This is a genomic window from Flagellimonas marinaquae (assembly GCF_023716465.1).
GTDB lineage: Bacteria > Bacteroidota > Bacteroidia > Flavobacteriales > Flavobacteriaceae > Flagellimonas > Flagellimonas alginolytica.
On the sequence record NZ_CP092415.1, the window covers coordinates 471843 to 490089 of the forward strand.

Below are 18247 nucleotides of genomic sequence, written 5' to 3' on the forward strand. Positions count from 1 at the left end.
ATTAACTTGTTAATTCTACTACATAAACATCTTTGGCACCATGCTCTAAAAATGCCTGTTTCACCTTACCCTCAACATCTTCTGTAACCATGGCCACCATACATCCTCCTCCACCGGAACCTATAATTTTTGTTCCCACGGCACCTGCCCTTCGGGCGGCATCCATCATTTCCACCATTTTCTTCGGCGTGTTCTTTATCTGGTCCTGAAGAATTGCTTGGTGTTGATTCATTAAATCTCCTAAAACCTGAATATTTGGATTTGGATTTGATAGTTCTCTTTTTGCCTGTATAGTGATGTGATAGTTGTACAAAGTGGAATACCAATAATCTTGAAGCTCAACAGGAACCAACGCCTTATATTTTTCGTAGTCGTCCAAGGTCGATGTTTCCACCTCAAATTCAGGATATTCCTTTTGAACCGCTTGAACAGCCTTATCCGCGTATACTTGAGCGTTTTTCAAAACTTCCAAGGTTTTTTTGGGCACTCCAGACTCGGCCACCAACAGTTTGCCCAAATTGGCATTTAAACGTATGCTTTCCCCACTTTTTGTATCGATATAAATAAGCCCTTTTTGCGCAATGGTGTATTGGTCCATCAAGCCACCGGGTTGATCAAAAAACAGCACTTCTGCTTCGTAGGCCCACCTTCCGATTTGATAATCACTGACCTCCCCGGATTTACCTTGTGTTGCCACCAAAAATCGAACCCAGGCCACCACTATGGCCGAGGAACTGGACAATCCGGCATTTACGGGAATATTCCCCGATATTTCCATATCGTATCCTTGTTCAAAGGAAAATCCTTGATTTTTTAAAATGGACATCACGGACCGATAGTAATCACCAGGTTGAATATCTTTCAGGTCGTCATCAACCGAAATAATAACCTCTTCGTTCAGGTCCAATAATTTTAACCGATACTTTTTATCCTGGTTTGCAACAGCTTTAACATTGATATATCGATCTATTGATCCGGCAATAACGGGAAGCCCCAAATAATCTTGATGATCCCCATAAAAACAGATTCGGGCAGGTACTTTTAATTCAATCATTAATTATGGTATATTTAACTTATAATTTCCAATGGCGCGGTATCCTTCCAATTGCCTCTTGTAAAATCCGGGAATGGCTGCGGTGCTCCACCACTGGCCACAGAGCGCTCGCTCAATGGCGAAACGGCACTCCACAAACATCCTTCGTAAACGTTTTGGTCCAAGGGCAATCCTTTTTGCAGACATTCCACAATCCGGTACACCATAATACCGTCCATTCCCCCGTGCCCGCTTCCTTTGGCCGCCACGTTCAATCTTTTGTATAGTGGGTGATCATATTTTTCATACAATTTTTCGAGCTGTTCACCCTGTACCCATGAATGATGATCTTTTGTAATTCCGTCCACACCACCTTCCAAAGCTACACGGGTAGGGAATCCTGCCAATATACCTTTGGTGCCTTGCACCAGGTTCAATCGGGAATATGGCCTTGGGCTGGTTTCGTCCCACTGGACCAGAATAGTTTTCCCAAGGGTCGTTTTAATTATGGAAGTATTTAAATCACCTCCTTTAAAGTCAAGCTGGTTCCATTTATGGTCTTCTGGATACTTCTTTTCCGCATAGAGTTCCCTTCCTCTTGATGGTGTCGAGAAGGAGACAAGACTTCCAAAGGTATCATCTTGTCTGGCCAAGTTCATGTATTGGGACACAGGTCCTAACCCATGGGTAGGGTACAGGTTTCCATTTCGGTTGGCATAGTGATGGGTTCTCCAAGATCCCGTACCTCGCTCCTGTTCTTCCATTTGCCATCTCAGTTCGTGAATATAGGCAGCCTCACCATGTAATATTTCTCCAATCAAGCCTTTTCGGCACATATTCAGGAACATCAGCTCGTCGCGGCTGTAATTAACGTTCTCCAACATCATACAATGCTTTTGGGTCCGCTCACTGGTATCCACAATATCCCACATATCTTGGATTGTAGTTGCCATGGGCACTTCTACAAAGGCGTGAGCACCATTCTCCATTGCACCAATCGCCATAGGAGCATGGTTTGCCCAGTTGGTCGCGATGAACACAACATCGGGTTTTACTTCCTTGAGCATTGTTCGCCACTCATCCTCACTTCCCCAATATTGAGCTATATTCTTGTGCCTATTTGCACCGGCCGCTTCTTTTACCCAACGGGTTTTTTCATTTACCAGATCTTCGTACAAATCACATATGGCAACAACTTCCGTCCCTGCCAAAGCAGCAAAAAATTTAGCATGGGTTCCTCCCCTGGCTCCAACTCCAATAAATGCAGCTCGTACGGTTTCTAATTTAGGTGCCGAAAACCCACCCATGTAGGTTGATGATAACGGTCGCTCGTAATTTGCCCTTAGATATCCCGGTGCCAAGGACACAGCGGCCGCAGTCAACGAAGTTTTTTGGATAAAACTTCTTCTATTGAGGTTTTTCATATTCATTTTCGGAGTTGGTTATCGGGCTCCAAAGTATAAAAAAAAAGAAAAGGGAAGCAAGCTTCCCTTTTATTAATCTTTTTGATGTTTATCCAAAACTATTGCAAACTGGCCAAACTTTTTTCCAAGGTCTCTATTTTGGCTTCGGCATCTGCGGCTTTTTTGCGCTCCATGGCAACGACTTGCTCCGGTGCATTGTTCACAAAACGCTCGTTGCCCAATTTTTTTTCTACGGATTTTAAAAATCCTTTGGTATAATTGAGCTCTTCGGTAATCTTTGCAATCTCCGCCTCAACATCTATGGCGCCGCTGATCGGAATAAAATATTCGTTGCTTTTTACCCTAAACGTCAAGGCACCGTCCAAACTGGCATCCACCGACTCCATTTTGGTAAGGTTTCCGAGTTTCAGAACTATGGCATCCATTCCCCCTCCTATTCCTTCGGCATTTATCATAAATAGCTCCAACGCATCCTTTTGGGGAATGTTTTTTTCTTTTCTGATGGTCCTGACACCTGATATTACTTCGGAAGCAAATTCAAACTCGGCTATCAACACACCATCCACTTGTTTGGCCTCTGGCCATTTTGCCACGATCAAAGCTTCTTCCGGCGAACGCTCCGCTATGTGTTGCCATACTTCCTCCGTCAAAAATGGCATGAATGGATGAAGTAATTTCAAGTTTTCCTCGAAAAGACTTAATACCTCATCATACGTTTTTTGATCGATAGGTTTTTGATATTCCGGTTTTACAATTTCCAACAACCACGAGCAGAAATCGTCCCAAACCAATTTGTAGATGGCCATCAAGGCATCGGAAATACGATATTTGGAGAAATGGTCCTCTATCTCGACCAATGTTTGATTAAACTTGGCCTTGTACCATTGAATTCCTTTTTGCGCTGCTTCGGGCTGTGGAATATCCGCTACTTCCCATCCTTTTACCAATCGGAATGCGTTCCAAATTTTATTGGCAAAGTTTGCCCCTTGTTGGCACAGTGCCTTATCGAACAGCAGATCGTTACCGGCCGCAGAACTCAACAAAAGTCCAACACGGACTCCATCGGCACCAAAATTCTCGATCAATTTTAGGGCGTCGGGCGAATTTCCAAGTGATTTGGACATTTTTCGTCGCTGTTTGTCCCGAACCAATCCAGTAAGGTATACATTTTCAAACGGTCGTTTTCCTCTGTATTCGTAACCGGCCATGATCATTCTAGCGACCCAAAAGAATAAAATATCGGGACCGGTCACCAAATCGCTGGTGGGGTAGTAATAATTAACCTCTTCGTTGTCGGGTTCCAATATACCCCCAAAAACACTAATAGGCCACAACCAAGATGAGAACCACGTATCCAACACATCGGCATCTTGGCGCAAATCGGATTGCTGGATTCCCGGCTTTTTGGCCTTTGCCAGTTCCAATGCTTCTTCTGGGGATTCGGCCACCACAAAATCTTCTTTTCCGTCACCATAATAATAGGCCGGGATTTGTTGTCCCCACCATAATTGACGGGATATGTTCCAATCACGGATATTCTCCATCCAATGGCGATAGGTGTTATTGAACTTGGATGGGTACAACTTTACATCTGTGGACTGCAAAACACCCTCTATAGCTGGTTTGGCCAGGTTTTCCATTTTAAGGAACCATTGGTCGGACAGCCTAGGCTCAATTACGGCCTTGGTCCTTTCCGACGTGCCTACTTTATTGATGTGCTGCTCTGTTTTTACCAAATAACCTTTGGCTTCTAGCTCTTTTGAGATTTCTTTTCGAACCACAAACCTGTCCTTGCCTTCGTAGTGCAGCCCAAAGGAATTAAGGGTAGCATCCTCATTAAAAATATCGATTACCTCTAGATCGTGCTTATCTCCAAGGTTTTTATCGTTCTCGTCGTGAGCAGGGGTAACTTTTAGGCACCCGGTACCAAACTCTACATCTACATATTCGTCTTCAATAATAGGAATTACCCGATCGCAGATTGGCACAATCGCCTTTTTCCCTTTTAAATGACGGTATCTTTCATCGTTGGGATTAATACAGATCGCGGTATCTCCCAATATGGTCTCCGGACGCGTTGTGGCAATGGTCACTTTCTCGTCGGAACCTTCTATGGCATAGGACAAATAGTACAGGTTTCCTTGTCTTTCCTCATATATCACCTCTTCATCGGAGAGCGTGGTCTTGGCCTCAGGATCCCAATTTACCATTCTGTACCCTCTGTAAATCAAACCCTTATTGTACAAATCAACAAAAACCTTGATTACCGAGGCTGACATATCGTCATCCATGGTAAATTTTGTTCGATCCCAATCGCAGGAGCAACCCAGTTTTTTTAATTGTTGAAGAATTACACCGCCATACTCGTTCGTCCAATCCCAAGCATGTTTTAGAAATTCCTCTCGTGATAATTTGGATTTATCGATACCTTCTGCCTTTAATTTGGCAACCACCTTTGCTTCGGTGGCAATGGATGCATGGTCCATACCGGGCACCCAACAGGCATTTTTACCCAAAAGTCTTGCTCGTCGGATCAATACATCCTGTATGGTATTATTGAGCATATGGCCCATGTGAAGGATTCCGGTTACGTTCGGCGGAGGAATTACTATGGTGTAAGGCTCCCTTTCGTCCGGTTTTGAACTAAAATAATCGTGCTCGGACCAGTAGGCATACCAGTGTTCTTCGACCCGTTTTGGGTCATATTTTGATGGAATCTCCATTTTTCGGTACAGTTTTTGTTTAATTGGACTGTGATTGGGTTTTTTGAAGGGGAAGCCAAATGTTAATTTTACGCTATTCTTCGGATGAGAGCCAATCCAGAAATACGAAACAAAAATAAGTAACGTTATTCTATAACAAAAGAATTTTGGATGCAGGTATCAAAACATCTACATTTGAAGTTCACCCAAAAACCAAAAATGATGAAAAAAACTGTACTCATGCTGTTTGTAGGGCTTTTATCCTTAGGGATTTACGCTCAAGAAACCGCTAAAATCGAATTTAAGAGCGAGACTATTGATTACGGGGAAATTGAAAGAGGCAGTGATGGTATCCGTGTATTTGAGTTTACCAACACTGGAAATGTTCCTTTGGTGATCAGCAATGTTAGATCTAGCTGTGGCTGTACAATTCCAAAAAAACCGGAAGAGCCTATTATGCCAGGAAAAACGGGCAAAATTGAGGTGAAATATGACACCAACAGGGTTGGTCCGATCAGAAAGGCCATAACGGTTACCTCGAATGCGGACACACCTACAAAGGTTCTAAAAATAAAAGGGACGGTAAAATCCCCAGGAGCCAAATAGATCAAGAAAAGAACAATAAATAAACCCCAAAGACCTATGGTTTTTGGGGTTTTGTTTTTACTGTTCGTCAAATACTTTTTTGAGGACAAAGGAGAACAATAGATCTTGATTATATCTTTCTATCAACAGTTTAATACGTTTGCCCTCCTTGTCGTTTATCATTTTAAGAATTTCCTGAAGCTTATATTTATGTACATTTCTGCCATTCACCGCCAAAATAACATCACCTTCCCTTAAACCGGCCTCAGCCGCAGGACTACCGGCCCGAATACCGGACACCACTATTTCCGGCACCAAACTCAGTCTTGTTTTGTTTTCCAGCAAAATTTGCACATTCCCAAAAGTACTGCCGTTCTCGTTCTTGACTACCCCGTTTACCCCGGCAATACTTTCCGCAATGTAGCGCAGACCATTATGTTTAAGGTCTATACCTGCCAAGTTATATTGAAACGGCTCCTTGAAATTTCCATTCTTTTTCAGGGTTACCAATCCACGGCCATAATCAAAAATCATATTAAAACGCTTAAGAACCTCTCCCCCCAGGCTTCCGTTTCGGTTGCCCAAGGTATCCAAACCTTGAAAAGATTCCCTGTCCGGGAATGCCACTTTTGCTTCTTCTAGTTCAAAATCCCCTATACGAACCCCATTGATTTTACTTCTTTTGCCAAAAATATCACCACTTAACCCTCGCCCTAAATGGTCATCATAGCTTTTTTCGGGGATTTCCAGTCCTTTTTCCGGTTCAGGGAACAACCAAAGTGCATCACTACTTCCAGTATCGACCAATAGTTTTACCGGAATATTGGCTGTATCCTTCATAAGGACCATACCCTCAATATAGGCTTTTCGTTTGTCCACCACTAAAGGAATGGTCTGTGCCCTTTTGCTCTCTCTATACGTGTACGTTTCGGGATTATGCAATTTTAATCTGTTTGCTCCGTAATTTACCTCAACGATAAAATCGCGGAATAGGTCGTAACCCATAATTCCATGTACGGGAATTCCAAGAGATGTGGAAAAATTGATATTTCTATCCATGACCACATACAGGTCTTGCGAAAAGTTATTTGCTTTTCCGAACTTGAAAATATTGCCTTTGGAGCTCAATGCTTTCATGGGCTCCCCATCGCCCAGTCCCCTTATGGTAACTTCGGAAACATTGTTGATCGATACGGAATCCGATTCGGAAAGGTTAAAGAGTATTGGCTTACTTACCCCGGAATCCAGAATAAATGTAAGTTCCGTTCCATTAATCTCGACCGGAACTATGATCAGATTATTGATAAGCTCAAATCTGATTTTTTCAAATCTTTCACCTTTGGGCAATCTAAATCCTTGTGCAACCACCCATAGGGGCACAAATAGTAAAAGTGTAAAAAATATAGATTTTTTCCTCAACATACTTACAATCAACTTACCATATGTATTAAATATACAAATAAGAGGGTAAAGTATTACGGATTTTAACATTTCGATAATCAAGGAATTAAATGTAAAAGTTGTTGTTTGCAATAACAGGTTTTCTCATTTTTGTCAAAAATTTAACCCATGCCAAGTATCTCCAATAAAGGAAGACAAATGCCTGCGTCACCAATTCGAAAATTGGTTCCCTTTGCGGAAGCAGCAAAAAAAAGAGGTGTACATGTTATCCACCTGAATATTGGTCAACCCGACATAAAAACTCCAAAAGTTGCGCTGGACGCGGTAAGAAACCACAACATTGAGGTTTTGGAGTACAGCATGACACAAGGTTCCGAAGCCTATCGAAAAAAGATCGCCGATTATTATGCCAAACAGGATATTAGGGTAAGTGCCGACGAAATTATTGTGACGACAGGAGGCTCGGAAGCACTCTCTTTTGCCATGGGGACCATAATGGACAACGATGACGAAATTATTATACCAGAGCCTTTCTATGCCAATTACAACGGATTTGCCACTGCCGCGGGGGTAAAGGTAAAACCTATTGTATCTTCTATCGATGATAACTTTGCACTTCCTCCCATCTCTAAGTTTGAAGAGCTCATCACGCCAAGAACAAAAGCAATCCTTATTTGCAATCCGGGCAATCCAACAGGCTACCTATATAGCAAAGCAGAGATTGAGCAATTGGCAGAATTGGTAAAAAAGCACAATCTGTTTTTGATCGCCGATGAAGTTTACAGGGAATTTGCTTATGATGGCCGTGAACATTATTCCATTTTACAGCTGGAAGGCTTGGAAGAAAACGCCATTGTCGTGGACTCGGTATCCAAACGTTACAGTATGTGCGGCGCACGAATCGGCTGTCTGATTTCCAAAAACATCGAGGTTATACAAACAGCTATGAAGTTTGCACAGGCCCGTTTATCCCCTCCTACCTTTGCTCAAATTGCCAGCGAGGCGGCTCTGGAGACACCACAGGAATATTTTGATAATGTTATCACCGAGTATGTTGCCAGAAGGGATACCCTTATTTCAGAACTAAAAAAAATAGACGGCGTAAAAGTAGCTGTCCCCCAAGGCGCTTTTTATTGCGTGGTAGAATTGCCCATAGCAGATGCCGATGATTTTGCTCAATGGCTCCTGGAAAATTATGAACTCGACGGGAGTACGGTTATGGTGGCCCCAGCAGCAGGATTTTATGCTTCGCCCGGATTGGGAAAAAATCAGATCAGAATTGCCTATGTGCTAGAAAAAGAGCAACTTGTAAAAGCAGTCCAAATCTTGCGAAGCGCCCTAAAGAAGTATAAAGATTAGTGGAAATCCAAGAAAACATATCCTTAAAAAACTATAACACCTTTGGTATAGATGTTAACGCTAGATTTTTTGTTGAGATTACCGGACTGGTTCAATTACAAAAGGTACTTGAGTTAAAGGCATACCCTAAAAAGTTTATTATAAGCGGTGGGAGCAATATGCTGCTCACCAAGGATATCGATTGTCTGGTAATCCACATTAAACTCAAGGGCATAACCGTTGTTGAGGAAGATGAAAACAGTGTAGAGGTAAAAGTTATGGCCGGCGAAAACTGGCATAGCCTTGTAATGTGGAGCTTGGAACAGGGTTATGGCGGTCTGGAAAACCTATCCTTAATACCAGGCAATGTAGGCACGGCGCCCATACAGAACATAGGTGCATATGGTGTTGAACTAAAAGATGTGTTTGTTTCCTGTGCCGCCATGAATATAGAAACCGGCGAGCTTGAAGGGTTCAACAATGAAGCCTGCGAATTTGGTTATAGGGACTCTATTTTTAAGAACCACGCCAAGGATAAATACATTATTACTTCCGTGACTCTAAGGCTCACTAAAAAAAATCATGCCCTACATACGGGGTACGGCTCCATAGAAAACGAGCTAAAAAATAGGGAAATTGTGCATCCTACCGTTAAAGATGTATCGGACGCCGTTATTGCCATCAGGGAAAGTAAGTTGCCCGACCCAAAGAAAATTGGAAATAGTGGGAGTTTTTTTAAGAACCCGGTGATATCGAAAAAAGCATTTGACAAGTTTATAAAACTCCACCCCAATGCCCCTTATTATGAGCTGGAGGAGAATAAATATAAAATTCCTGCTGGCTGGCTGGTCGAACAATGTGGATTTAAGGGAAAACGTTTCGGCGATGCAGGGGTGCACGAAAAACAAGCCCTTGTCCTGGTAAATTATGGCAATGCCACCGGGCAAGAAATTCTAGATCTATCAAAAAAAATTCAGGAGAAAGTAAAAAACACTTATAAAATTAAGTTGCAACCAGAAGTAAACATCATAAAATAACCCTCGCATTGCTAACAATAACGAGGGTTATACCAAACCAAACTAACCAAATTTATCTATGTTGTAAGGGCATAGCGCCCATAAATTCATTGTAATACACCAAAGTCGAAAAGCATTTTCTACTTTAGCTTTGTTTTATATACGAGATAAATCCTATTTTAGACTTTTGCCCCTTGAAAAAATTACCAAAACATCTTAAATGAGCACACTGATAGAGAGACATATTGTTTCATTGTTAGCGGAAAAAGACGACAAGGCCATTTCCCTATTGTATGAAAACTACGGCGATACGCTCTTTGGTGTGGCATATAAAGTGGTAAAAGATGAAGAACTTGCACAAGATGTGCTGCAAGAAAGTTTTATCAAAATCTGGAAAAAAGCAGATACCTACGACGCCTCAAAAGCCAAATTGTTCACATGGTTGTTCCGCATAGTGCGCAATACGGCCATAGACAAGCTTCGCAGCGTTGCAAATAAATCCGATAAGGAAATCCAAATAGATGTTTCCGACGTATATAATGTAGGAGTCAAAGGAATAAATCCCGAACATCTCGACATCCAAGAAAACTTGGATAAAATTGAAGACAAATACAGAATTGTTCTAGAAGCTCTATTTTTTGAAGGAATGACGCAGCAGGAGGCAAGTGAAGAACTGGACATTCCATTGGGTACGATTAAATCCAGATTAAAAATAGGACTTCGCGAACTTGGAAAAATTTACGGAACCACTATGTCCTTGCTCCTTATTCTAAACCTATTGTCATGAAGGAAAAAGTAAAACTATTTTTAGAATCCGACATTTTAGAAAAATACCTATTGGGCGACACCACCAAGGATGAGACCCAAAAGGCGGAAAGGTATATTGCCATGTACCCCGAAGTAAGGGAAACCTACGATGAGTTGCAAAAGAACTTGGAAACCTTCGCTAATTTATATGCTAAAAAGACCCCAGAAGGCCTTAAGGAAATTATAATTGCCAGCGCCAAGAAAGAATCCATGGTAAGCAAAAGATTCTTCCGTTACGCTATTGCTGCGAGTGTTGCCATCATGATTTTTGCCGGGTCATCCATTTTCTTCTGGAACCAGAACAAAACCCTTCAAGAAGAAAATACCATGGTGACCAACCAGATCAAGTATTTGGAAAACAACATGAAAGACCAATTGGCGGACATGCGAAACCAATTTATTGTCTTGAACAATCCGGCGACCAAAAAATATCAGGTCAAAGGACAAAAAGAAGGCAAAGAGCTTAAGGCCATTGCCTATATAAATCCGGTAAAAAAGCTGTCATACATCAATGTGAGCAATGTTCCTGAACTTCCCGAGGACAAATGTTTCCAAATGTGGGCGGAGGTGAATGGTGAGCTCGTAAACCTGGGGGTCATCAAAAATTTTGATGAAAAAGACAAACTCCTTGCCCTACCCTATGCCGATAATGCCGTAGGTTATATCACCATAGAGCCAAAAGGGGGCAATAGCGCCCCATCCGTGGACAACATTGTGGCAAACATTAAATATTAAACCCCGGTTTAAAGAAACCTTAAACTTTCCGACCTATAAAAGGTATTTTGTACCTTTGTAAAAAGTTGGAACATGAAGTTAGCATTAGTTACCATTGGATTGTTAGCCATAGGATTTGCAGGAATCGCGATCAAGATTTGGGCAAAAAAGAACGGTGAATTTGCCGGTACTTGCGCAAGTCAGAACCCTTTTTTGAACAAAGACGGACAGGCCTGCGGGTTTTGCGGAAAACTTCCCGAAGAACAAGATTGTAAAAAAGACACGGTCACCGATACCCCTTAACGCCTCGCACCAACAATAAGGCAATTCATTTTTTTTTGGAAAAACCTGACGAATCCATCAAGGAAATCATACAAAAGGCAAAACAAGGCAACCAAATTGCCTTTAGTACCCTTTTGGATACTTTTTGGAACGATGTTTATGGTTTTCAGATGCTCCGCACCAAAAATGAGAACGATGCCGAGGACATTACCATACGAACATTTTCGCGGGCTTTTGACAGAATCGACACTTACGACGAGTCCTATGAGTTTAAAACTTGGCTCATTACCATTTCCAAAAATCTTCATGTAGATCTTCTGCGTAAACGAAAAAGAAGTCTAATGAACGAAATGGAATCACGGGGAGACGAAGTTAAAAAAGTGTTGGACGAAACCCCTACCGCCGAAGACCGACTGATCACAGAACAAAACCTGGCCCATCTTCTTCAGCATATCAAAAAACTTAAGCCCCATTACCAAAAAGTAATCAACTTGAGGTATTTTCAGGAGTTGAGCTATGCCGATATTGCCAAAGAATTGGACGAACCGGTAAACAATGTGAAGGTAAAGTTGCTCCGGGCAAAAAAACTTTTGGCGGAAATCATCAAAAAAAAGTGACCCCAATCAAGGACTAAAGTTTACTTGCCAGTTTCGTATCTTTGTAAATCTAAAATTGTTGTATGAGCACTAGTGTTGCAGAAAACGTTCATCCGCCCAAGGGAAAGCCAAAATGGCTAAGAGTTAAACTCCCTACTGGAAAAAAATACACCCAGCTCAGAGGCTTGGTGGACAAGTACGACCTCCACACCATTTGTACCTCTGGTAGCTGCCCGAACATGGGAGAATGCTGGGGAGAGGGCACTGCCACTTTTATGATCTTAGGAAATATTTGCACGCGCTCCTGTGGTTTTTGCGGCGTTAAAACCGGAAGACCGGAATCCGTGGACTGGGCAGAGCCGGAAAAAGTGGCACGCTCCATTAAAATAATGAATATCAAACATGCGGTCCTAACATCGGTAGATAGGGACGACCTTAAGGATATGGGCTCCATAATCTGGGCAGAAACGGTAAAAGCCGTTAGACGAATGAACCCAGAAACAACCATGGAAACCTTAATTCCAGATTTTCAAGGTATTGCTACTCATTTGGACAGAATCCTTGATGTTGCCCCAGAGGTAATATCGCACAACATGGAAACTGTAAAACGATTAACCCGCGAAGTTAGAATACAGGCTAAATACGAACGTAGCCTCGAAGTACTTGATTACTTAAAAAAGAACGGGGCCAACCGAACCAAATCAGGAATAATGTTAGGTCTTGGTGAAGAGGAACACGAAGTCATCACAACCATGGAAGACCTAAGAAAAGTCGATGTGGACGTAGTTACTATTGGCCAATATCTACAACCTTCAAAAAAACACCTTCCCGTAAAGCAGTTTATCTTACCGGAACAGTTCAAAAAATATGAGGAAATAGGGTTAAAAATGGGCTTTAGACATGTAGAGAGCGGAGCATTGGTCCGGTCATCCTACAAAGCCCATAAACACATTCAATAGCATCGCGCACTCTAAATCATGAAAAATATAACGGTTGGCATCAATGGTTTTGGCCGTATCGGCAGAACACTTTTCAGACTCTTGCTAAAACATCCGAACATCCAAGTAGTGGCGATCAACGATTTGGCCAATACCAAAACCCTCGCCCATTTGCTCAAGTACGACAGTATCCATGGCCCAATAAACGCCAACGTAGGCCAAGAGGGAAATCATATTGTGGTGAACGAAAGGAAAATACCGTTGCTAAACCACAAACACCCCAAAGAAATCGATTGGAAATCCTATGGGGTCGACGTTGTTGTCGAATCCACGGGTAAGTTCAAAGCACGCGAAGATCTGGAGTTCCATGTAAAAAATGGAGCTAAAAAAGTAATACTATCGGTCCCGCCCGTAGATGAAACCATTAAAATGGTGGTTTTGGGGGTAAACGAGGAAATCATCCAAGCGGATGACACCATTATCTCCAATGCCTCTTGCACAACCAATAATGCTGCTCCAATGATCAAGGTAATCAACGAATTGTGCGGAATTGAACAAGCCTACATAACAACGGTACACTCCTATACCTCCGATCAAAGTTTACACGATAGCCCACATCGAGACCTAAGAAGGTCCCGTGCCGCAGGCCAGTCCATAATCCCAACAACCACAGGGGCCGCCAAAGCCTTAACAAGTATTTTTCCGGAATTGTCCGATGTTATTGGGGGATGTGGAATTCGGGTTCCGGTACCCAATGGTTCTTTGACCGACATCACTTTCAATGTAAAAAACGAAACCAGCATTGAAAAAATAAACACTACCTTTAAGGAAAAGGCCGAAACCGATCTTAAGGGCATCCTCAATTATACCGAAGACCCTATCGTTTCTATCGATATAAACAATAGTTGTTATTCTTGTACGTTTGATTCTTTGATGACCTCCGTGATCGGTAAAATGGTAAAAATCATTGGATGGTACGATAACGAAACTGGGTATTGCTCCAGAATTATCGATTTAATAGCTTTGCTCATTAAGAAAAACTACGTTTGAATATTGACCTAGGTAACATTAAAGTAGCCAAACAACCGCTATTGCTCTTGTGCATTTTATTATGCACACAGCTCTTTTTTGGTCAAAACGAAAGTAATTCCACATCCGACGTAAAGTCTATTTTTGATACATTCATGACCTATCGTCACCAGAATAAAATAGACAAGGCGCTGGAAACATTGGACCAAGCCGCGAATATTGCAGAAAGTAACGAGGACACAAAGCTCTTAGTGGACACCTACCACCAATATGCCCGTTTATTCTTAGAACAAGGAGATGTGGACACTGCTATATTCTATCTGGAAAGAGCAGGGGATTTTTTAAAGGACACCTCCTATTCCTACGGTCAAGCCTTCCATCTATTCTTGGATGGTGCACTTAGATTTGATGAGGGCAACAACTTCCAGGCGCTAAAACAATTGGAAGAATCCAGGAAACTGAGCAACAACAGAAACCTTACCAACAACATTCTATTGCTCGAGGCCTATATCTATTCCAACATAGAAAAGTTTGACGATGCCATAACCAACCTACACGCACTTATTGTTAATTCCGATGATAAGGAAAGAACGTTCTTGGCAACAAAAGCAAATCTTGAACTGGCCAAAATCAGTGTTATCCTCAACGACCTGGAAGAAGCCACAATCCATGCAAAGGCAGCACTGGAACTAGCCGAAAAACATGGTTACGCACAAGAAATAAAAAATGCATACGAGCAATTGTCCCTTATCTACGAATCCAACGGAAACTATAACGAGTCTTTGATGTATGCCAAAGGTCTGGCCCAAATAAAGGACTCCATATTTAATATGGAAAAAGCAAAATTGGATGCTTCCACTGCGGACAAAATCCGTTTCGATCATCAAATGAACGAACTCAATAAGCTGCAGGCCAAGAACGAAGAGTTGAGCGAATCAAAAAACCGTTCCGAAATCACGGCAATTTTAACCTCCGCATTTTTAACCATCATCTCGCTTTTGGCAGTTTCGCTTTTCCGGAACAATCAGATCAAATTAAAAACCAACGACCTTCTTTACACCAAAAACAAAGAATTGGAGCTGGCCAGGGACGCAGCGGTCTCGGCCATGGAAGCAAAAACCAACTTTTTGTCCACGGTGACCCATGAGCTAAGAACTCCTTTATATGCGGTAACCGGGCTCACCCATCTTTTACTTGAAGAAAATCCTTCGGAACATCAAAAAGAACATTTAAAATCCTTAAAATTTTCTGGGGAATACTTGCTCAATTTTATTAACGATATCCTTCAGATCAATAAAATTGACGCAGACAAACTTGAGCCGCTGAGCATAGAATTTAAACTCGACAAAGTACTGAGCGACGTTATGGAATCGCTCCAACAAAATGCCCATGAACAGCGTACCGAGCTTGTTTTGGATTATGACCCGACCATTCCCAAAAAACTATTGGGCGACCCCATTAAACTTTCCCAAATTTTTATGAACCTTGTGGGCAACGCCCTCAAATTCACCAAAAATGGCAAAGTAGAAGTAATTGCCAAACTCCTTAAAAAAGAAGAAGACCAAGCAAAGCTCTATTTTGAGGTGAGGGACAATGGAATCGGCATTTCGGAAGACCAACAACAGAATATTTTTGATAGCTTCGAGCAAGGATCTATCCAAATTAACAGGGAATACGGGGGAACCGGTCTCGGACTAACCATTGTTAAAAGCTTATTGGGCCTTTTTGGCAGCACCATACAGTTGGAAAGTGAACTGGGCCAGGGAAGTTCTTTCTTTTTTGAAATGGATGTGGATTTCGAGAGCAAGGTCGGCGAAGAGGTCGCGTTTGAGCTCAACCCAGAGGAATTTCAGTTCAAAGGTTTACACGTATTGGTGGTCGAGGACAATAAGATCAACCAGGTAATCACCAAAAAAATGCTTACCAAAAAAGAGATTACCTGCGATATTGCCAACAATGGAAACGAGGCTATAGATTTGGCCAAAAACAACACTTACGACGCTATTTTGATGGATATTCACATGCCGGGGATTAGCGGCGAGGAAGCAACACGACAAATACGCAAGTTCGACCAACGCATCCCCATAATCGCACTAACGGCAATATCTTTGGACGACAGCCTTGATAGTTTTTACGAAGCAGGCTGTGACGATGTGGTCACAAAACCGTTTAAACCTGAAGTGTTTTACCAAAAAATCGGGGAAAATATCTTTAGAAGAAAGATGGAAGAAGGTTCCGTTTAAAGCAATCCTTCGATCGATTTCTTTAAAACCTCATCATCACCAGCAGAAAAGCTATGGGCAACTTCCAAATAATAAAGATGCTCTACCCTACCGTCTAATCGAACAAAATCCTTTTCCGTGGTCAAGATCAGTTCAAAATCTTTAAATTGATCAATGTCGTTGTCCGAAAAATGATGATGGTCCCCAAACTCAAAATGCTTGAAACCAACGCCTTGGGACTCTAGGTATTTTTCTAGCGGCCTTGGTGATGCGATACCCGTTACCAAAGCAATATTCTTTTCACCCAATTTAGCTAGCGGAAGCTTGTTTTCACAGCCATCGCTTACAAAATCTTGGTATTTTAGTGATGCAAACAGCACTTTTTGATGTTCCATGGGTCGCAACTTGGCCGTAATAATCTTTCTTTTATGCTCCTTTAGCAACTCGGGGCACTTGGTTACAATTATCAAATCCGCACGTTTTGCTTCTTTTTTGCTATCCCGAAGCCTGCCCGTGGGCAAATACCAATCGTTCACATATAAGTTTTGATAAGTAGTGAGCAAAATAGAAAATGTCGGCTTTACCTTTCGGTGTTGGAAGGCATCGTCCAGCACAATGATTTCCGGCTGTACCGAGCTTTCCAACTGCTCAATACCATTGCGCCTATCAGCATCTACCGCAACGGCAACTTCAGGAAATTTTTGATGGATTTGATACGGTTCGTCACCCAATTCCAAAACCGTTGCCCCTGTACCGGCCATATAAAACCCCTCGGACTTACGCTTATAACCACGACTTAAAACGGCAGCTTCCCGCCCCTGCAACAAACGCAGCAAATATTCTGTCATCGGAGTTTTGCCCGTGCCGCCTACGCTTAAGTTTCCAACACAAATAGTCGGAGTAGAATAGGATTTTGAAGAAAAAATACCCATATCGAACAAGAGGTTTCGAACACAAACCACCAGACCGTAGACCAAGGAAACCGGAAACGCTAAAATGCGGAGTACTTTAAGCATTGAACGAAAATATAATATTTTATCTTTAGCACACTTAACAATTTTAAAATGACCGTTAACGAAATAGCAAAAACGCTAGAGGAATTGGCCCCTTTGGCCCATGCAGAGGATTTTGACAATGTAGGTTTACTGGTGGGCAACCCCAAAATGAAGGTCAAGGGTATTTTGGTCACCTTGGACACTTTGGAGAATGTGGTGGACGAAGCCATTGCCAAAAATTGTAATTTGATCGTAAGCTTTCATCCCATTATATTTAAAGGTTTAAAAAAACTTACCGGAAGCAATTATGTTGAACGAGTGGTGCTCAAGGCCATTGCCAACAACATTGCCATTTACAGCATGCATACGGCACTGGACAATAACAAAATGGGGGTCAATGCCAAAATCTGTGAGGTCCTAGGCATTAAAAATCCAAAAATCCTGATTCCAAAAGCCAAGAGTATTAAAAAACTGACCACATACGCTCCCTTGGCAGACGCAGAAAAAATAAAAACATCCCTTTTTGAGGCAGGGGCCGGCGAAATAGGCAAATACAGCAATTGCAGTTATAGCCTGGAAGGTATCGGGAGTTTTAAAGCAGAGAGCGGGGCCGACCCATCTGTAGGAAAAGTTGGGGAAGTCCATTTTGAAAAAGAGACGCAAATCAATGTTATCTATTCCTTTGAAAAAGAAAGTGCTATTTTAAAAGCGCTCTTTTCATCCCATCCATACGAGGAAGTGGCCTATGAGATTATCACCCTCGAAAACACCAATCAAGATCTTGGAATGGGCATGATCGGCACATTGGAGACAGAACTAACGGAAAAAGCGTTTCTGCTAATGGTCAAGGAGCGGATGAACGCATCGGTCGTCCGCCATTCCGAACTCTTGGGAAAAAAGGTAAACAAAGTCGCTATTTTGGGCGGTAGTGGTGCATTTGCCATAGAAGCTGCCAGTAAATCCGGTGCAGATATCTATGTAACTGCCGATCTAAAATACCACGATTTTTACCGTGCAGAAAACCAAATGGTGGTCGCCGATATTGGGCACTTTGAAACTGAGCAGTTTACAAAAGATTTATTGGTTGATTATCTTACGAAAAAAATTCCTAATTTTGCAGTCTCTTTATCGGAGAGTATAACGAATCCCATCAAGTATTTATAAA

The 18247-nt window shown here is 42.1% G+C and carries 16 protein-coding genes; 11 read left to right on the plus strand and 5 right to left on the minus strand.

What is annotated here, in order from left to right:
• Position 1 precedes the first annotated feature (1 nt).
• The 3 genes from MJO53_RS02170 to MJO53_RS02180 all read right to left on the minus strand — a co-directional run bounded on the left by MJO53_RS02170 (position 2) and on the right by MJO53_RS02180 (position 5180).
• Entirely contained in the window at positions 2-1054 is a 1053-nt protein-coding gene (locus MJO53_RS02170) for a GHMP kinase (protein ID WP_252080301.1), read from the minus strand.
• Positions 1055-1068: 14 nt separating this feature from the next.
• Positions 1069-2457, minus strand: coding sequence for a Gfo/Idh/MocA family protein (locus MJO53_RS02175; RefSeq protein ID WP_252080302.1), 1389 nt, complete (start codon positions 2455-2457; stop codon positions 1069-1071).
• Between the two features lie 98 nt (positions 2458-2555).
• A complete protein-coding gene (locus MJO53_RS02180; protein ID WP_252080303.1) occupies positions 2556-5180 on the minus strand; it encodes a valine--tRNA ligase in 2625 nt (874 codons plus the stop codon).
• Between the two features lie 198 nt (positions 5181-5378).
• Between MJO53_RS02180 and MJO53_RS02185 the strand changes: the two genes are divergently transcribed.
• Positions 5379-5765, plus strand: coding sequence for a DUF1573 domain-containing protein (locus tag MJO53_RS02185; protein WP_252080304.1), 387 nt, complete (start codon positions 5379-5381; stop codon positions 5763-5765).
• 57 nt (positions 5766-5822) lie between these two features.
• Here the strand turns inward: MJO53_RS02185 and MJO53_RS02190 are convergent, their stop codons facing one another.
• The gene (locus MJO53_RS02190; protein ID WP_252080305.1) at positions 5823-7166 is read right to left on the minus strand and encodes an aspartyl protease family protein; all 1344 of its coding nucleotides are present in this window, start codon (positions 7164-7166) and stop codon (positions 5823-5825) included.
• A gap of 147 nt (positions 7167-7313) precedes the next feature.
• On the opposite strand from MJO53_RS02190, the gene MJO53_RS02195 reads away from it, so the two are divergent.
• The 9 genes from MJO53_RS02195 (at position 7314) to MJO53_RS02235 (ending at position 16108) form a co-directional block, all read left to right on the plus strand.
• The gene (locus MJO53_RS02195) at positions 7314-8504 is read left to right on the plus strand and encodes a pyridoxal phosphate-dependent aminotransferase (protein WP_252080306.1); all 1191 of its coding nucleotides are present in this window, start codon (positions 7314-7316) and stop codon (positions 8502-8504) included.
• Positions 8504-9520: a UDP-N-acetylmuramate dehydrogenase gene (gene murB, locus MJO53_RS02200; protein WP_252080307.1), complete on the plus strand. Its 1017-nt coding sequence runs from the start codon at positions 8504-8506 to the stop codon at positions 9518-9520. The genes MJO53_RS02195 and murB overlap by 1 nt, the downstream gene beginning before the upstream one ends.
• A gap of 199 nt (positions 9521-9719) precedes the next feature.
• A complete protein-coding gene (locus MJO53_RS02205) occupies positions 9720-10286 on the plus strand; it encodes an RNA polymerase sigma factor (RefSeq protein ID WP_224837636.1) in 567 nt (188 codons plus the stop codon).
• On the plus strand, positions 10283-11041 hold the full coding sequence (locus MJO53_RS02210; protein ID WP_252080308.1) for an anti-sigma factor: 759 nt from the start codon (positions 10283-10285) through the stop codon (positions 11039-11041). Before MJO53_RS02205 ends, MJO53_RS02210 begins: the two co-directional genes overlap by 4 nt.
• 72 nt (positions 11042-11113) lie before the next feature.
• Complete coding sequence (locus MJO53_RS02215) at positions 11114-11323, plus strand: membrane or secreted protein (protein WP_224837634.1); 210 nt, start codon at positions 11114-11116, stop codon at positions 11321-11323.
• A 35-nt stretch (positions 11324-11358) separates the two neighbouring features.
• The gene (locus tag MJO53_RS02220) at positions 11359-11919 is read left to right on the plus strand and encodes an RNA polymerase sigma factor (protein WP_224837633.1); all 561 of its coding nucleotides are present in this window, start codon (positions 11359-11361) and stop codon (positions 11917-11919) included.
• Positions 11920-11981: 62 nt separating this feature from the next.
• On the plus strand, positions 11982-12857 hold the full coding sequence (gene lipA, locus MJO53_RS02225) for a lipoyl synthase (protein WP_224837632.1): 876 nt from the start codon (positions 11982-11984) through the stop codon (positions 12855-12857).
• A gap of 18 nt (positions 12858-12875) precedes the next feature.
• Positions 12876-13886, plus strand: coding sequence for a type I glyceraldehyde-3-phosphate dehydrogenase (gene gap, locus MJO53_RS02230; protein ID WP_252080309.1), 1011 nt, complete (start codon positions 12876-12878; stop codon positions 13884-13886).
• Entirely contained in the window at positions 13883-16108 is a 2226-nt protein-coding gene (locus MJO53_RS02235; RefSeq protein ID WP_252080310.1) for an ATP-binding protein, read from the plus strand. Before gap ends, MJO53_RS02235 begins: the two co-directional genes overlap by 4 nt.
• On the opposite strand, the gene lpxK is transcribed toward MJO53_RS02235, so the two are convergent.
• A complete protein-coding gene (lpxK, locus tag MJO53_RS02240; RefSeq protein ID WP_252080311.1) occupies positions 16105-17103 on the minus strand; it encodes a tetraacyldisaccharide 4'-kinase in 999 nt (332 codons plus the stop codon). The genes MJO53_RS02235 and lpxK overlap by 4 nt on opposite strands.
• A 48-nt stretch (positions 17104-17151) precedes the next feature.
• On the opposite strand from lpxK, the gene MJO53_RS02245 reads away from it, so the two are divergent.
• Positions 17152-18246, plus strand: coding sequence for a Nif3-like dinuclear metal center hexameric protein (locus MJO53_RS02245; RefSeq protein WP_252080312.1), 1095 nt, complete (start codon positions 17152-17154; stop codon positions 18244-18246).
• Position 18247 lies beyond the last annotated feature (1 nt).